An 18,537-nucleotide genomic window follows, 5' to 3' on the forward strand; every position below is an offset into this window, starting at 1 on the left:
TTATTTCACTTATCATGATTAGTTAGTATAGAGTATAAAAAACTAAAAATTAGGGTTTAAAATTATAATATAGAGATTCGTAAATAGAAAGTAATAGAGAATAGGGGGAGACGTATGAAAAAGAGAAATGATGATTTTAATGAAAGAAGAGCTCATCTAGCAAATTTAAGTGATGAAGAATTAAAGAATAGATTTTGGAGCTTAGCAAGTGAAATAGTTGAACCGATGATAGAACTAGGAAGAAAAAATACCACACCATCGATAGAAAGATCAGTACTACTAAGAATGGGATTTTCTTCTTTAGAAGCTAAAGAAATAGTAAATGGTGTACTTGAAAATGGACTTATAGGAAAAGGTGCGGGGCATGTTGTTTATAAATTTTCCAAGGAAAAAAATATAAGTGTTCGCGAAGCTGGTCTTATGCTTATAGAAAATAAGTATTGGGATGAAGCAGTTAGTTTATTTGCGAAGGAGGGAGCACAATGTTAAAAGAAAATAAAAAATTAGATATAGAATATATATTAAAAGATCTAGAAAATTATAGACCAAAAAGAAGAGGCTGGACATGGAGAGAAAATGAAAAAGATTTAGAAATGGGACCTTTTAAATATAAGGATTGTTCAGCACCTTTAAAAGAAAGTGTAGCACTTCCTTCAGCTAAATACTTTAATAATATAGACCCTCAACCTAATGCAGTTATAACAACAGAAATAGCATCAGGAAGATTTGAAGATGATATAAGAAGAATGAGAATGGCAGCACATCATGGAGCAGACCATTTAATGGTTATAAGAACGGCTGGTCAATCTCACTTTGATGGATTAATAGAAGGAACACCACAGGGAATAGGAGGAGTTCCTATAACAAGAAAGCAAGTTAGAGCACAAAGAAAAGCTCTTGATTTTATAGAAGAAGAAGTTGGAAGACCAATAAACTATCATTCTTATGTAAGTGGAGTTGCAGGACCTGAGGTTGCTGTAATGTTTGCAGAAGAAGGAATAAACGGAGCTCATCAAGACCCACAATACAACGTATTATATAGAAATATAAATATGATAAGATCATTTGTTGATGCTTGTGAAGCAAAAAATATAATGGCTTTTGCTAATATGGCTCAAATAGATGGAGCACACAATGCAAATGCAACAGCTAGAGAAGCTTGGAAGGTTATGCCTGAACTTATGGTTCAACATGCACTAAACTCAGTATTCTCAGAAAAAGTAGGAATTAATAAAGACAATATATGCCTATCAACAGTACCACCAACAGCACCTCCAGCACCATGTTTAACACTAGACCTACCTTATGCAGTAGCTTTAAGAGAGTTATTTAGTGACTATAAAATGAGAGCACAAATGAATACTAAATATATGGATTCATCAACTAGAGAAGCAACAGTAACTCATGTACTTAACTTATTGACTTCAGTTTTAACAAGAGCTGATATACAATCTACTATAACTCCAGACGAAGGAAGAAACGTTCCTTGGCATATGTACAACATAGAAGCTTGTGATACTGCAAAACAAGCACTTGTTGGTATGGATGGACTTATGGATATGATAGAACTTAAAAAAACAGGTCCACTTAGAGATAAAGCAAGAGAGTTAAAAGAAAGAGCAGTATTATATATGGAAGAAATATTAGAAGAAGGTGGATATTTCGAAGCTGTTGAAAAAGGATTCTTTGTTGATTCTGGTAACTACCCAGAAAGAAATGGAGACGGAATAAGTAGAAAGATAAGAGAAGGAGTAGGAGCAGGAAGTGTATATGAAAGAGATGAAGATTATCTAGCTCCAGTTACAGCTCACTTTGGATACAATAATGTAGCTCAATATGATGAAACTTTAGTAGATAATCCTTCTAAGTTGATAGATGGATGTACTTTTGAAGAACCAGATAAAATAATATATATAGATGAACTAGATGATATGGATAATGTAAACGTAAGACTTAAAGAGGTAGAAGAATTTAGAAATTCTACTAATATAAAGCCAGAAATGGAATGGTGTGCAGATGGTACAGTAATGCTTACTATGATGCTACCAACAGATAAGAGAACTGCTGAATTTGCAGCTATAGAATTTGCTAAGAAAATGAATCTAGAAGAAGTAGAAGTTATCCACAGAGAAGTTATGCATAGTGCAGAAGGAACTAGAATAGAGTTGAAAGGTAAAGTTCCATTTAGCATAGATATAGCTAAACTTGATATACCAGAAGAGCAAAAGGTAATGACAGATGATGAAATAAGAGAAGATATAGAAAAAATGCCTATGAAAATCGTTTGTGCAACAATAGGAGAAGATGAACACTCTGTTGGACTTAGAGAAGTTATAGACATAAAACATGGTGGTATAGAAAAATATGGTATAGAATGCCACTACTTAGGAACATCAGTGCCAGTTGAAAAATTAGTAAATGCAGCAATAGAGTTAAATGCAGATGCTATACTTGCATCAACTATAATAAGTCATGATGATATACACTACAAAAATATGAAAAAATTACATGAATATTGTGTAGAAAAGGGAATAAGAGATAAGGTAATGGTAGCAGCAGGAGGAACTCAAGTAACGCCTGATATAGCAGTTGAAAATGGAATGGATGCTGGATTTGGAAGAAGTGATAGAGGGGTTAACGTAGCTACGTTCTTAGTTGAAAAAAGAAGAGAAAAATTAGCACTAGAAGGAAATAATTAAACATGAAAGTAGACGTATTAGTTGCTGAAATAGGCTCTACAACAACTGTTGTAAATGCCTTTTTCGGCATACATACAGACAGTCCAAAATTTATTGGTCAAGGTCAAGCACCAACAACTGTATTTGAAGGTGGAGATGTAAGAAATGGACTAAATGGAGCAATAGATGATTTAGCTAAGAAGTTAGGAGTAGACAGTATAGAATATAATGACTTTTTTGCTACATCTAGTGCAGCAGGCGGTCTTAAAATGACTGTTCATGGACTTGTATATGATATGACGGCTAAAGCTGCTAAAGAAGCAGCACTTGGAGCGGGAGCTGTTATACATAAAGTAACAGCGGGAAAACTAAGAAGAACAGATTTAAAAGAAATAAAAGAGATAAGTCCTAATATAATACTTATAGCTGGTGGGGTAGACTATGGAGAGCGAGATACTGCAATTTATAATGCAGAATTAATAGCAGGACTTAATCTAGGAATACCTGTTATATATGCTGGAAATATTGAAAATATAGAAGAAATAAAATTAATATTTGAAGATACAAACTATAAGCTATATATAGTTGACAACGTATATCCTAAAATTGATTATCTAAATATAGAACCAACTAGATGCGTCATACAAAATGTATTTGAAGAACATATAACTAATGCGCCGGGTATGGAACATATAAAAGAATTAGTCAATTCTCACATAACACCAACACCAGGGGCTGTTATGGAGGCATCAAAGCTACTTAGAAAAAATATAGGAGATTTGATGGTTATAGATGTAGGAGGGGCAACTACTGATATACATTCTGTAACAGAAGGAAATGATGGAATAAGTAGAATACTTGTAAATCCAGAACCAATAGCTAAAAGAAGTGTTGAAGGTGACTTAGGAGTTTACGTTAATATGAGAAATATAGTAAATACCATAGGAAAAGAAAATCTACAGGAAGAATTAAGTGATATAAACTTAGATGAAGTTATAGAAAATTATTTACCAATACCGAAAACTAAAGAACAAATAATTTTAGTAGAAAGACTTACTAAAGAAGCAGCTCTTCGTGCCACTAAAAGACATTCAGGAATTATAAGGAGTATATATTCTACTAGTGGTAAAAGTAGGATAGCTGAAGGTAAGGACTTAACAGAAGTTAGATATATTGTAGGAACTGGTGGTGCTTTAACTAGGCTTCCTAACAGAGTTGAAATAATGAAAGAAATACCTAAAAACAACAAAAATAAGGACTTATTGTTTCCAAAAGAAACTGTAAAGGTATTAGTAGATAATGACTATATAATGGCATCTCTTGGAGTATTATCTAAAAAATACGAAGATGCAGCTCTTAAGCTTATGTTAAAGAGTTTAAATTTTAAGGAGGAAACTTTGTGTATCCAAGATTAGAAATAAATATAACTAAACTTAAACACAATGTATGTAGGCTTAAAAGTATATTAAATGAAGAGAACTTAAAAATGGCTATAGTAACAAAAGCATATTGTGCAATTCCTGAAGTCGTAGAAGAAATAAGTAACGAATATGTAGATTATATAGCTGACTCAAGAATTAAAAATTTAAAGAAACTTCAAAGTCTAAAACTTCCTAAAATATTACTTAGAATACCAATGATAAGTGAATCAAAAGAAGTTGTTAAATACTCAGATATAAGTTTTAATTCTGAAATAGAAACTATATATAGATTAAATGAAGAAGCTAAAAACATTAATAAAGTTCATAATATAGTTTTAATGGTCGATTTAGGGGATTTAAGAGAAGGATATTTTAATGAAGAAGAGCTATATAATGTAGTAGATAACGTATTAAACCTAAAAAATATAAAACTTATAGGGATAGGCACTAATTTAACTTGCTATGGAGCTATACTTCCATCACAGGAAAATTTAGGAGGGTTAGTAAAAATAGCTAAAAATATAGAAGATAAACATAATATAAAATTAGAATTTATATCTGGTGGAAATTCAAGTTCTATATATTTACTTCAAGAAGGAAAACTGCCAAAAGGTATAACAAATCTAAGACTAGGAGAAGCCATACTTCTTGGAAAAGAAACTGCATATGGAAACTTCATAGAAGAAACATATCATGATAGTTTTAAATTATATTGTGAAATTATAGAAATAAAAGATAAACCGTCAATGCCAATAGGAGAAATAGGTAAAGATGCCTTTGGAAAAGTGCCTCATTATGAGGATAAGGGTATAATGAAAAGAGCAATAGTTGGCATAGGAAAGCAAGATATAGATATTGAATCAATATTTCCAACTGATGAAAATATACAGATAATAGGTGCAAGTTCTGACCATATGATACTAGATATAACAAATAGTGAAAGTATATATAATATAGGAGATATACTAGGGTTTGTAGTTACTAGCTATGGTGGAATATTAACAGCTTGCACAAGTAATTATGTAGAAAAAAAAGTAGTATATAACTTAAGTACTCAAATACAACTTGTATAGGTAAAAAGCTATCTTTAAAGATAGCTTTTTTTATAATATTTTATATAAAAATGGCTTTTAAGTTTATAGAATAAGTATATTTATGATTTTAAAAAAATTTAATTATAACGTGAAAAGTGATATAATACTACATGAAGTATGTTTAGGAATCAAACTAAAATGGAGGTAAATATGAAAAATTCCATTAAAATTTTTAAAACAGATATGAAGAATCTAATTAAAAATCCTATAGCTCTAATAATAGTGATAGGATTATGCTTCATACCATCGTTATATGCATGGGTAAATATAAAAGCTTGTTGGAACCCTTATGAAAATACTAGTACAGTTCCAATTGCTATAGTAAATAATGATAAGGGAACGACTCTAGATGGCAAAAAATTAAATGTTGGAGACGATGTCATAAGTGAACTTAAGAAAAATAAGGACATTGGATGGAAATTCGTTGACTCTAAAAAGGGTAATATGGGTGTATTAGATGGAAGCTATTATGCAATGATAGAAATACCTAGCGATTTTTCAAAGGACTTAACTAGTGTTACAAGTGGAAAACCTATAAAGCCAACCATTATTTATAAAGTAAACACTAAATCAAATCCAGTAGCAGGTAAAATAACAGAGGTTGCTGAGGAAACACTTGTAAATGAGATTAATTCAAATTTTATAGCCACTGTAAATAAAACTTTATTCTCTTCATTAAATACATATGGAAAAGATATTGAAGATAGTAAAGATAAAATATTAGAATTAAAAAAAGCTGTGATAGGTTTAGATGAACACATGGATATTATTAATTTTATACTTGATAGTGTCAATAATAATTCTGAGAACTTAGCTACATATTTAAAAAGTATACAAAGTACACTACCACAAGTTACAGGTGGGCTAGATGCAGTATCTAATAATAATATGAATACAAGTAAAAATATAGAAAACATAAAAGATAATTTAAATAGCTCATTTAATGGTATTAAATCAACTTTAAACCAGATTAATAATGAAAATAATCAGACAAAGGATATAGTAAATAGTATTAGTCATAATTCTGGTAATATTTCAAAAGCAGATGTTGCATCAGCGATATCGCAGATAAATAATCAAATTAATAGTACTAAAAACCAAATAGATTCAATTATTAAATATTTAGAAGAATTTAATGAAGTTAAATCTAATAAAAATATAAATAAATTAATTAATGAATTAAATATAATAAAAGATGAATTAAGTAAACAGCAAGAAAACATAGGGAATCTTAAAAATCAACTAAATGGATCAATAGAATCTATGAAAGATACATTAAACTCTATAAATTCAACTGCAAGTAATTTATCAAGTAATGTAAATAATGCAATAAATTCCTATGATTCTAAGGTTAGATCAGCACTAAACAATACTGCGGATAGTTTAGTAAATGCAGCTAAAAATGCAGCTACATTAGTAGATAGCTCAAAGGGATTAGTTCAAGCTTTAAATGATATGCTAGGGTATGTATCTAAAGGGAGTAGTTTAACTGCAGAAATGTCTAAGGATTTAGACTCTAAATTAAATCAATTTAAAGATACTATACATATATTAAGTACAGAATTAAAAAAAGTTAGTGATAATGATTTAAATTCTATAATATCAATACTTCAAAGTAAGCCACAACTTATGGGAAATTATATATCTAATCCATTTAATTTAAAATCAGAACCAATATATCCTATTGAAAATTATGGATCTGGTATGGCACCTATATATACAACACTTTCACTATGGGTTGGAGGATTAGTACTTACATCACTTCTTACAACTGAAGTGGATAAATTTAAAGAATTAAGTATAAAAGAAAAATACATTGGAAAAATGATTACATTTGTATTTTTAGCAATGATACAAGGTTTTATAGTAGGTCTTGGAGATAAATTTGTACTTGGCGTTCAAACTGAAAATCTAGGACTATTTATATTTACTACAGTACTTTCATCAGCAGCATTTGCAATTATTTTATATACATTGGTTTCTCTATTTGGGAATATAGGAAAAGCAATAGGTATAGTGCTTATGGTTATACAAATTGCTGGATCTGGAGGAACTTATCCTATACAAGTAGACCCTTTAATATTTAGAATAATGCAACCATTTTTCCCATTTACATATACACTAAGCAACTTAAGAGAAGCTATAGCAGGTCCACTTTTAAGTACAGTTATGTTTAATGTGTCTATACTTATAGTGTTTGGAGTAGTAACTATACTCATAGGATATTTACTTAAAGAAAAGCTTAATAAATCAGTTAGAAAATTTGAGAAAGAATTTAAAGAATCTGGTTTATCAGAATAATTATAGAGGTGAACATATGAAAAAGATTTTTGAAATTTATTTAAGAGATTTAAAAAATATATTAACTATTAAGTCAGCCTTTATAATAATCGGAGGGCTTTGTTTGATACCATCGTTATATGCGTGGGTTAATATAGAGGCTTGCTGGAATCCTTATTCAAACACGGGAAATATTCCAGTAGCTATAGTAAATCAAGATGAGGGAACTTCCGTTGATGGAAAGTTTATAAATGTAGGTGATGAAATAGTTAAAGAGCTTAAAAAGAATAAAGACATAGGGTGGCAGTTTGTAGATGAGTGGCAAGGAAATTATCAGTTAAATGAAGGAAAATTTTATGCATTAATTGAAATACCACCTGATTTTTCTAAAGATTTGTCAACACTTACAACGAAAGACCCTCAAAAGCCAAATATTATATATAAGGCTAATGAAAAAGTTAATGCAATAGCTACTAAAATAACAGATGTTGCTAAAAATAAGTTAGTAGAAGAAATAAAAGCTAATTTTGTTGATACTTTAAATAAAGAAGCTTTTTCATTTTTATCAACATTAGGAGTTAAGTTAGAAGACAATAAACCGCAGATAATAGAATTAAAAAATGCTTTAGATAGTACATATAATAATTTAGAGAAAATAAATAATTATGTAAAAGAAGCAAATTCTCATGCAAATACACTTAAAAAGTATTTAAATAATACAAAAGGAAATCTTCCTCAGATAAAAAAAGAAATAAATAGTCTTCAAGATGTAGTAAAAAATAGTAAAAATTTAGTATTAGTTACAAAGGATAGTGTGAATAATGCATCAGAAAATATGAATAATAATATGAATACTATAAATAATATAAATACTAAATTACAAAATGAAATTGATAATTTAAAAAATATAAATGATGGTTCTTCAATTGAAAATGTAGAAAATACGATAGAGTCGGTATTAAAATTGATATCAACTATGGAAAATACGATAGATAAAGTTATAAGTGATCTTGAAAATATAAATAGCAAACATGAAAGTTCTAAGACACAAAATATAATAGATTCACTTAATACTTTAAAAACTATACTTTCTTCAGAAAAAGATAAATTAAGTGAGTTAAAATCAGTAATTGAAAGTGGTGGAACTAAAGAACAAATAGATGAACAACTTAATTCTTTATCAGAATTAGAAAATTCATTTAACAATAAGTTAAATTTAACAAATACTATATTTACTTCTGATGTATCTAATGTTTTAGATAGTGTAGGAGATGCTATGATTTCTAGCTCTTCTGATATAAACAACATATTAGAAAGTATAAATGTTATAATACCTCAAATAGATGCACTTTCTACTTATGGAATATCAAGTAGTGATGTTTTTGTAAAACAAGCAGGTAATATATCAAAAGAACTTAATAAGTTTGAAGATGATTTAGATAAGTTAGTAGAAAAAACTAAGATATTAACAGATAAAAATTTAGACAAGTTAATTTCAATATTAGATAAAAATTCAAAAGAGATAGCATCTTTTATATCATCACCTGTTAATGTTAAGACAGAAGAGTTATATAAGGCAGGTATATTTGGAGTCGCTTTAATGCCATTTTACTCAGTACTTGCAATATGGGTAGGAGCACTTTTATCTACATCACTACTTACAACAGAGTGTGAAGAATTAGCGGGAGAAAAAACTAATTTAGTTCAAAAACATTTTGGTAAAATGCTTACATTTATGACAGTATCATTAATACAGTCTTTAATAATTGCAACAGGTAATATATTTATATTTGATAAGCCTGTTAGTATACCTTTAATGTATTTATTTACTATAGTATCTTCTATACTATTTACTACAATTATATTTACATTAGTTTCTTTATTTGGGAACTTAGGTAAAGCTATAGCTATAGTTATTATGGTCTTCCAAATAGCAGGTTCTGGAGGGATATATCCTATACAAACTAACCCTAAGATATTTGAAATATTACAACCATATTGGCCATTTACTTATGCTATAGATGGATTTAGAGAAGCTATAGCAGGACCTAGCATGAGTGCTGTATATTATGATTTATCTATGTTAGCAATATTCTTTGTAATATTTATATCATTAGTCATATTTAAGAAAACTTTCCATAATATAACTGAATTTATGAATGATAAGTTTAAGGAGTCTGGTTTATAGTTATAAATAATGGTAATTATTTAACAAATAAATATTGAATAGCATTTCCATGACTAGTAAAATAATAATCATAATAAACATTAAGGAAGTGACAATATGAACAAGGATTATTATTGCCCATACTGTAAATCTAAATTAGATGTACTAGATGGATGAGGTACTATTAATTATTATTGCATGGAGTGCAATATGCTTATATCTAGAAAGAAGATATTGACTAAAGAAGAATTAGAGAATATTGATATAGAAAATAAAAATACCTAAAGGAATAATTCCTTTAGGTATTTTTATTAACATTACTATTAGTTATTATCTATTTCTCTTCTTGGGATAGTATATTGAATAGAATTTTCAATTTGTTCTAAATATCTTTCATCTTTTGGGGCAACAAATAGACAAGTATAACCTTTTTCACCAGCTCTACCAGTTCTACCAATACGATGTATGTAGTCTTCTGAAGTTTCTGGTATATCATAGTTATATACATGAGTAACACCAGTAACATCAATACCTCTAGATGCAACATCAGTAGCTATAAGATATTGTATATCTGCATTTCTAAAAGATTTCATAATTCTTTCACGTTTTGATTGAGGGATGTCGCTGTGAAGTTTAGCACAATTATACCCTCTTTGACAAAGTGCTTCATCTAAAGCATCTGCTCTTCTTTTGGTTCTACAGAAGATTATAGCTAAAAAAGGATTATCTTTATCAAGTACAGAACATAGTGCATCTTGTTTTCTTCTATCTGTAGTTTCTACAACTTCTTGATTTATATTTTCAAGTGTTATTTCTTCTTTTTCTATAGATACAACAATAGGATCAGTCATATATCTATAAGCTAATTTTTTAACTTGTGAGTTCATAGTAGCGGAGAAACACAATGTTTGACGCTTTTTAGGAACTTCCTTTAATATAGCTTCAACTTCATTTTTAAATCCCATAAATAACATTTGGTCAGCTTCATCTAGTACAAAAGTTTTTAACTTACTAAGATTTACAGTTTTTCTATCTAAGTGATCTAAAAGTCTTCCTGGTGTAGCTACTATAAGGTGTATATTTCCCTTTAACTTTTTTAATTGACCTGCTATATCTTTTCCACCATAAGCTGATAATACATTTATATTCTTACCTTTTGAAAGTTCAATGGCTTGTTCAGTTATTTGAATAGCTAGCTCTCTTGTTGGTGACAATATAAGTGCTTGAACATAATTAGCGTTTGGATTAATATTTTCAAATATAGGAAGTAAAAATGCTAGAGTTTTTCCCGTACCAGTTTGAGCTTCTGCTATAACATCTTTTCCAGACTTTATAAATCCAATACTTTCTTTTTGTATAGGTGTAGGAGAGTTAATTCCCCTATTTTTTAGTACATTTACTAAATCTTTACTAATTCCAAGTTCTTCAAAATTCATTATATATTACCTCTTAATATCTTTATAATTTGAGCAACGGATTTGACCGAAATAGTTTGCCAACACGTTGCTTAAAGCATTAGTGAACGTTATATCGTTGCGACATAGAAATAGTTATCCTGAATATCGCTTAAACGAAGTAAACTTTTTATTTATATTTTCCGTATTAATAAATAATATCATATAGTTATAATTAATACTAATAATATTATTTATTAATATAAAATATTAATGTTAGTTTTATATATTAATGGGTATTAAATAAATGTTAGTATTTATAAATATACAGAAGATTTTATAAATTATAATTAAAGTTGATTTATTTAGATTATAGAAATATACTATAAGTATAAAATAAAATATTTGCTAGGGGTGCCGAAAGGCTGAGAGACGAAACGTTAACCCTTGTACCTGATCTGGATAATACCAGCGTAGGAAAGCTTGATAATATATTATTATATTATATATTAAATTAGAAATTAAGGCTATATTCCAATGTTGGGGTATAGCTTTTTAATTGCAAAAATATATGATATTGAAGTTAATTGAGGAGATAACAAGCTTTAGCAAATTAAATATTTAATAAATAAAAGGGAGAAGATCATATGAAAAACTACAAAATACCTACACTGACAATAGCAGGTTCAGACTCGTCTGGTGGAGCAGGTGTACAAGCTGATTTAAAAACATTTAGTGCAATAGGAACTTATGGGATGAGTGTTATAACAGCTATAACAGCCCAAAATACTAAAGGTGTATTCATGGTAGAAGATTTAAGCAAAGAGATAATTAAAAAACAAATAGAAGTTGTATTTGATGATATACGTCCAAAATCTTTAAAAATAGGTATGGTATCTAGTGAAGAAATAATAAAAGAAATAGCAAAAACTCTAGATAAATACAAACCAGAAAATCTAGTTATTGATCCGGTAATGATATCAAAGAGTGGATATTCACTACTTAAGCCAGAAGCTAAGCAAAGTATGATAGAGTATCTTATACCAATGGCCTACATAATAACACCAAATACACCAGAAGCAGAAGAAATAACAGGTATTAAAATAGACAATGTTGAGGATATGAAATTAGCAGGTCAAAAAATATTAGAATTAGGTCCGAAGTTTGTACTTATGAAGGGGGGACACTTAGACGGTGATGCTGTAGATATACTTATAGGCAAAGATATATTTAAAGTATATAAGAGTGAAAGGCTATATAGAAAAAATACGCATGGAACAGGATGTACACTATCTTCAGCAATAGCTGCACACTTAGCATTAGGATATGATATATGTGAAAGCGTAAAAAGAAGTAAGGAGTATATAACAAACGCAATAAGATATAGTTTTGATATAGGAAGTGGAGTAGGACCTGTTCATCATTTCTATGAAATAGAAAATAAGAAAATATAGTATTGGGGTAGAGAATATGTATAGTTTAATAAATAAAGTTAAAGAAATTAATCCATTAGTACTTCATTATACTAATGAAGTAACTATAAATGATTGTGCTAATATAACATTGGCACTAGGAGCGAGTCCTTTAATGAGTTTTTCATATGAAGAAGTAGAAGAGATTGTTCAGGTAGCAAGTGCAGTGGTTATAAATATAGGTACTATGAAATCTTCTAACTTAGAATTATTTTTACAAGCAGGTAAAATGGCCAATAAGTACAATAAACCTGTTGTACTTGACCCAGTAGGGGTATTTGCTACAAAAACTAGGGCAAATTTTGTAAAAAGATTATTAAATGAAGTAAGATTTACTGCAATAAAAGGAAATGTAGCTGAGATTAAATATATAGGTGGATTTGATGTTAAAGGCAAGGGTGTTGACTCTTTTGATGATGACAAAAATATTGATGAGGCTATAAAAAAGATTGCTAACAAATTAGAATGTGTAGTTTGTGCAACTGGAAAAGTAGATAGTGTAACTGATGGAAATAGAATAATTAAAATATATAATGGAACACCTAAGTTAAAGTATATAACTGGTACAGGGTGTATGTGTGCTAGCTTAATGGGATCATATCTTGGGAGTAGTGATAAAACTTTAGAGGCTATCTCTATGGGGATAATGACGATGAGTTTATGCGGACAGCTAGCTGATAAAGAAAATATATCTATAGGAGACTTCAAAGTTGAGCTTATGAATAATATATATGACCTAGATGAAGAAAAGCTAAATAAATTTGGAAAGGTTGAGGTTATATAATGAAATTTACAGATTATTTATTTGAAGAAGTTAAAAATATATGGCAAGAATACTTAGAACATCCATTTATAAAAGAACTAGGAGAAGGTACTTTACCTAAAGAGAAATTTAAAAATTATTTAGTACAAGATTATTTATACCTTAAAGAATTTGGTAAAGTATTTGCAATGTGCTTAATAAAGTCAAAGACTATAGAGGAAATGAACTTTTTCAGTAGAGCCATAAGTGCATCGATAGAATATGAAACAGCAGTACATGTTAGTTATATGAACAAATTAGGAGTACCACCAAAAATAGCAGAAACATGTAAATATGAAATAACAACAGATAATTATACTAGTTATATGCAAGCTATAGCCTTAAAAGGAAATTTAAGAGAAATTGTAATCTCTACAATGCCTTGTAACTGGAGCTATAATTATATAGGACACTATCTACTAGATAATTACAAAGAGACATTAGAAGGAAATTACTACAAAGAATGGATAGATATGTACTCTGAAGGAAAATTTGACGAGAATCTAAGGGAGTGGTTAGATTATGTTAACTATTTATGTAGAGATATAAGTAATGAAGAAAGAGAAAACTTAAAAGAAATATTTATAAAATCAAGTTTACATGAATTAGAATTTTGGAATATGGCCTATAAAGAAACTAAGGAGGGAGACTTATGTCTAGTTTAAATAATATATTAGGAATAGTTATATTAATCGTTAGTATAGGATGGTTTTGCTTGTATCTAAAAGATATGAAAAATAGAAAATTAAGCACAAAAGAAATAGTACTAATCGGTATGTTTTCAGCAATGTCTTATATACTTTCTATGATTCAATTTATAAAATATCCTCAAGGCGGGGGAATAACTTTATTTTCAATGTTACCTACAATGCTACTTGCTATACTTTACGGTAAAGAAGTTGGGATAACTGCAGGTTTAGTTTTTGCTTTAATAAAGTTAATAAGTGGACCAACAATAATACATCCAGCTCAGTTTTTATTAGATTATATACTTCCAATGATGGTACTAGGGTTAGCAGGAATATTTGGAAGAGATAAAAAACTTAATATATTTGCAGGATGCATATTAGCAACTAGCCTTAGTGTTTTAATGTATATAATATCAGGAGTATTATATTTTGCACAATATGCACCTAAAGGAATGAATCCTATAGTATATTCATGTGTATATAATATATCAAGTGCAGGTGTAGAAGGATTATTAACTAGCATATTAATATTATTTATACCTATAAAGAGGTTTAGTAAGGTTTTAAATATATCAATTAGCCAATAAATACTAAAAAATTAATATAGGAGATAAAGATGAGAGAAAAATTAAAATTATATTTAGTTACAGACTCAGATATTTTAAAAGGTAGAGATTTTTATGAGTCTATAGAAGAAGCATTAAAAGCAGGCGTAAAAACAGTTCAATTAAGAGAGAAAAAAGCATCAGGAAAAGAATTTTTAGAAAAAGCTTATAAATTAAGAGAACTTACAAAAAAATATAATGCAATTTTTATAATAAATGATAGAGTAGATATAGCAATGTTAGTAGGTGCAGACGGTGTTCATATAGGACAAAGTGATATACCATGTAGTGAAGTTAGACATTTAATAGGGAATGATAAGATAATTGGGGTATCTACTCAAAATTTAGAATTATCACTTAAGGCAAAAAATGATGGTGCAGATTATATAGGTGTAGGATCAATGTTTACTACAACTACTAAATTGGATGCAAAACATGTGAGTATAGAAGAATTAAGAAGTATAAAAGAAAATATAGATATACCAATAGTATGTATTGGTGGTATAAATCTATCTAATATATCTGCTTTAAAAAATGAAAATATAGATGGATATGCAATAGTATCAGAGATATTAAAATATGATGATATATATGGTCAAACTAAAAAATTTATGGATGTTATATAATATAAAAAAAGAAGATGCTTTTAAAAGTATCTTCTTTTTTATTATAAATTAAACTCTAAAAAGGTAATACAATTCAAGGAAATTGCCTAAAAGTGTAGATACTTATTAAGGGTTATATTTGGGGGAGATAAGAATGAAAGAGTTTTTTAATAATTTGAGTGATAGTATATTTATATTAGATAAAGATTTTAATATAATATTTTGTAACAATAAGTTATTAGAGTATATAAATGAAAAAGACATTAATTCCTTAAACATAGATATAAGTAGTAAAGTAAAAATAGAAAAATTAGAGTTTAAAAACTACTTCGATATAGGTATAAAACTAAATACATCAAATGGAGAATTTGAATTAAGCACTAATATAACTAAAACGAAAGATAATGGTACATATATATTAGTAAGAGATATAACTGACAATAATATAGATAATATGGTAATTAATATAGATAACAATAGAAAAAGGGAGTTTAAAAATTCAGAGAAATTAATATATGATATGAGTGCTATTTTAGATGAAATAAAAAAAGACAGCGATATATATAAAATCTTAGAAAATATAGATTTAGAAGGTACTATAATTAACTTTATAGATGAAATAAAAAAAGTAGAATTTATAAAAAAGGATTTGGAGGTATTCTTAAGTATATCTGCAGATGTAATAGGAGCTATAGATAGAAATGCTTACATTAAACTTTTTACAAAAGAATGTAATAAAATAACAGGATTTAATGAAGAAGAATTAACATCAACTAGTATAATAGATAAAATATATGATGATCATAAAGAAGAATTTTTAAATATCTTAAGTTTAAAGGATGGAAATGTAAAGGTAATAGAAAATAAAATGATATGTAAAGATAATAGCTATAAATGGCTGAGATGGCACTTAAAATATATAAAAGAAAGAGATATCATAGCATTTTCTGTAAGAGATATAGATAAAGAAAAAGAAGATGTAGAAGCTAGGCAAAAATTAGAGCAAAATATATATTTAGAGTCAATGAAAAATGAATTTTTCGCAAATATATCCCATGAATTTAAGACACCGCTTAATATTATGCTTGGAATAATACAGTTAATAGATATTAATATAGTAAAAGAAAATATAAAATTTAATGATAAGATAGATTTAGAAAATTATATTAAATTATTTAAGCAAAACCTATATAGGATACTAAGATTGGTAAATAATATCATAGATATAACAAAAATAGATGCAGGATATTATGAATTAGAGCTTGGAAACTATAATATAGTAAATGTAGTAGAAGAGATAAGTTTATCTGTAACTCCTTATGCTAAAAATAAACAAATTGATTTGGTATTTGATACAAACTGTGAGGAAATGATACTTGCATTTGATCCAGAAAAAATAGAAAGAATACTTTTAAATTTATTATCTAATTCTATTAAACATACAAGTATTAATGGATGTATTTATGTGAATGTAGAAAGCAAAGGAGATAGAGTGTATATATCTGTTTGTGATAATGGAGAAGGTATAGATAGTAATAAATTACAAAGTATATTTGAAAGATTTACACAGGTAAAGAGTAATATAGCAAGTAGTTATGAAGGTAGTGGAATAGGTTTATCACTAGTTAAATCTTTAGTAAATCTTCATGGCGGAGATATAAGTGTAAAAAGTGAGGTAGGAAAAGGTAGTAAGTTTGAATTTTATTTACCAAGCAAGTTAGTAAAAAGCAAAACAAATATAAAGAAATTTATATCAGAAAATAGTAAGATTGAAATGTGTAATATAGAATTTTCTGATATATATAGATAAAAGCATCCATATGGATGCTTTTATTTTTTAGTATTTTATTTATTTACTTCTTTTTTAGGGATTGTAGCTATTTTAAATTTAATTGCTATCAAAAATAGTGAAACAATAGGATTTATTAAGTTTAAGAATGCATATGGAAGATAGGCAAAAGTACTAACTCCTAATGTACCATAGATGTAAGCTCCACATGTATTCCAAGGAACTAAGGCAGAACTCATAGTCCCACTATCTTCAAGCGCTCTTGATAGCATTTTAGGATGAAGACCTCTTTTTGCGTATTCATCTTTAAACATTCTTCCAGGTATAACTATAGATAAATACTGTTCACCAGCTACTGTATTAGTCATTACACATGTAACCATAGTTGAAAAAACAACTCCAAATGTACCTTTTGCAAATTTAAGTAAAGCTGAAGCTAAAGCCTCTAACATACCAGTTTTTTCAAGTATTCCACCTAAAGCTAGAGCAGATATTGTTAAAGAAACAGTACTCATCATATTCATTAATCCGCCTTTAGATAATAATTCATCAACTTCTGCAACACCAGTATTAGAAACAAAACCAGTATGAGCTGCACTTATTATATCTCCAACTGATGCACCTTGAAATACTATAGCAAATACAAATCCTAAAATAGCACCAAATATAAGCCCAGGTATAGCAGGAACTTTAAATATTACCAGACCAATAACCACTATTGGAGGTATAAATAATATAGGTGATAGAGTATTAAATGAACTAGCCAAAGTATCTCTTATTAAATTAATATTAGACATGTCTAATTCTTGTCCTCCATATCTCATACCTATTATACTGTAAAGTACAAGGCATATTAAAAGAGAAGGTATAGTTGAATAAAGCATATAATTTATATGTTCAAATAAAGTAGCACCAGCCATAGCAGGAGCTAAGTTTGTTGTATCTGATAGAGGAGAAAGTTTATCTCCAAAATAAGCACCTGATATTATTGCTCCTGCAACTATAGGTGCTGGAATTTGAAGACCTTGCCCAATACCTAAAAGAGCAACTCCAACAGTTCCCATAGTACTCCATGATGAACCAGTAGCTAAAGAAACTATACCACAGATAATAGTAGTAGCTGCTAAGAATATTCCTGGAGATAAGATTTTTAATCCCCAATAAATCATAGATGGAACAACACCACTAATTATCCAAGTTCCAATAAGCACACCTATTATCATTATGATAAGAATAGCCTGCATGGCCATTTTTATAGAAGAAAACATGCTTTCCTCTAATTCGCTCCACTCAAATCCAAGTCTGTAAACAGCTACTAAGCCAGCGACTATAGCTCCACCGATTAAAGGAACATGAGGAGAAGCTCCGTATTTAAATATAGATATACCTAGAAATAAAGCTAAACATACAATTGGTATTAATGCATCAACTAAGGTAGCTTGCTTTTTTTCTCTTTTACTCATAAAATAAAAGTCCCCCTTAGAAATTTATAATTTTCACTAGAAGTAAATAAAAATATGATTACAATTAAATAAAGCAAA

Annotated in this window: 14 protein-coding genes and 1 riboswitch; of the genes, 12 read left to right on the forward strand and 2 right to left on the reverse strand. The window is 28.5% G+C overall.

The features are described from left to right. Positions 1-114 precede the first annotated feature (114 nt). The 6 genes from I1959_RS01725 (at position 115) to I1959_RS01750 (ending at position 9,661) form a co-directional block, all read left to right on the forward strand. Positions 115-489: an ornithine aminomutase subunit alpha gene (locus tag I1959_RS01725; RefSeq protein ID WP_166505051.1), complete on the forward strand. Its 375-nt coding sequence runs from the start codon at positions 115-117 to the stop codon at positions 487-489. Then, on the forward strand, positions 483-2,699 hold the full coding sequence (gene oraE, locus I1959_RS01730; RefSeq protein WP_166505052.1) for a D-ornithine 4,5-aminomutase subunit OraE: 2,217 nt from the start codon (positions 483-485) through the stop codon (positions 2,697-2,699). The genes I1959_RS01725 and oraE overlap by 7 nt, the downstream gene beginning before the upstream one ends. Before the next feature lie 2 nt (positions 2,700-2,701). Next, the gene (locus tag I1959_RS01735; RefSeq protein WP_166505053.1) at positions 2,702-4,093 is read left to right on the forward strand and encodes a GlmL-related ornithine degradation protein; all 1,392 of its coding nucleotides are present in this window, start codon (positions 2,702-2,704) and stop codon (positions 4,091-4,093) included. After that, a complete protein-coding gene (gene orr / locus I1959_RS01740; RefSeq protein ID WP_195236921.1) occupies positions 4,078-5,172 on the forward strand; it encodes an ornithine racemase Orr in 1,095 nt (364 codons plus the stop codon). The genes I1959_RS01735 and orr overlap by 16 nt, the downstream gene beginning before the upstream one ends. Positions 5,173-5,343: 171 nt before the next feature. Then, positions 5,344-7,494 (forward strand): YhgE/Pip domain-containing protein, encoded by a 2,151-nt coding sequence (locus I1959_RS01745; RefSeq protein ID WP_195236922.1) that lies wholly within the window; start codon positions 5,344-5,346, stop codon positions 7,492-7,494. Positions 7,495-7,510: 16 nt separating this feature from the next. Beyond that, positions 7,511-9,661 carry a YhgE/Pip domain-containing protein gene (locus I1959_RS01750; protein WP_166505056.1) on the forward strand — a complete coding sequence of 717 codons (2,151 nt, stop codon included), beginning with the start codon at positions 7,511-7,513 and terminating at the stop codon, positions 9,659-9,661. 302 nt (positions 9,662-9,963) lie between these two features. Here I1959_RS01750 and I1959_RS01755 read toward each other — a convergent pair whose 3' ends face one another. Next, positions 9,964-11,076, reverse strand: a complete 1,113-nt coding sequence (locus tag I1959_RS01755; RefSeq protein ID WP_195236923.1) for a DEAD/DEAH box helicase — start codon at positions 11,074-11,076, stop codon at positions 9,964-9,966. A 358-nt stretch (positions 11,077-11,434) separates the two neighbouring features. Further along, positions 11,435-11,531: riboswitch (TPP riboswitch) on the forward strand. A 150-nt stretch (positions 11,532-11,681) separates the two neighbouring features. On the opposite strand from I1959_RS01755, the gene thiD reads away from it, so the two are divergent. The 6 genes from thiD (at position 11,682) to I1959_RS01785 (ending at position 17,017) form a co-directional block, all read left to right on the forward strand. After that, on the forward strand, positions 11,682-12,488 hold the full coding sequence (gene thiD / locus I1959_RS01760) for a bifunctional hydroxymethylpyrimidine kinase/phosphomethylpyrimidine kinase (protein ID WP_092926731.1): 807 nt from the start codon (positions 11,682-11,684) through the stop codon (positions 12,486-12,488). Between the two features lie 16 nt (positions 12,489-12,504). Continuing rightward, the gene (gene thiM, locus I1959_RS01765; RefSeq protein ID WP_195236924.1) at positions 12,505-13,290 is read left to right on the forward strand and encodes a hydroxyethylthiazole kinase; all 786 of its coding nucleotides are present in this window, start codon (positions 12,505-12,507) and stop codon (positions 13,288-13,290) included. Continuing rightward, positions 13,290-13,973: a thiaminase II gene (gene tenA, locus I1959_RS01770; RefSeq protein ID WP_166505059.1), complete on the forward strand. Its 684-nt coding sequence runs from the start codon at positions 13,290-13,292 to the stop codon at positions 13,971-13,973. Before thiM ends, tenA begins: the two co-directional genes overlap by 1 nt. Beyond that, a complete protein-coding gene (gene thiT, locus I1959_RS01775; RefSeq protein ID WP_092926725.1) occupies positions 13,961-14,584 on the forward strand; it encodes an energy-coupled thiamine transporter ThiT in 624 nt (207 codons plus the stop codon). Before tenA ends, thiT begins: the two co-directional genes overlap by 13 nt. Before the next feature lie 29 nt (positions 14,585-14,613). Further along, the gene (thiE, locus tag I1959_RS01780; protein ID WP_092926723.1) at positions 14,614-15,228 is read left to right on the forward strand and encodes a thiamine phosphate synthase; all 615 of its coding nucleotides are present in this window, start codon (positions 14,614-14,616) and stop codon (positions 15,226-15,228) included. Positions 15,229-15,361: 133 nt separating this feature from the next. Continuing rightward, on the forward strand, positions 15,362-17,017 hold the full coding sequence (locus tag I1959_RS01785) for a sensor histidine kinase (protein WP_166505061.1): 1,656 nt from the start codon (positions 15,362-15,364) through the stop codon (positions 17,015-17,017). 35 nt (positions 17,018-17,052) lie between these two features. On the opposite strand, the gene nhaC is transcribed toward I1959_RS01785, so the two are convergent. Then, positions 17,053-18,459 (reverse strand): Na+/H+ antiporter NhaC, encoded by a 1,407-nt coding sequence (nhaC, locus tag I1959_RS01790; protein WP_092926719.1) that lies wholly within the window; start codon positions 18,457-18,459, stop codon positions 17,053-17,055. Between the last annotated feature and the right edge of the window lie 78 nt (positions 18,460-18,537).

Origin of the sequence: Romboutsia sp. 1001285H_161024_C4 (genome assembly GCF_015550185.1) — a bacterium.
Taxonomy (GTDB): Bacteria; Bacillota; Clostridia; order Peptostreptococcales; family Peptostreptococcaceae; genus Romboutsia_C; species Romboutsia_C hominis.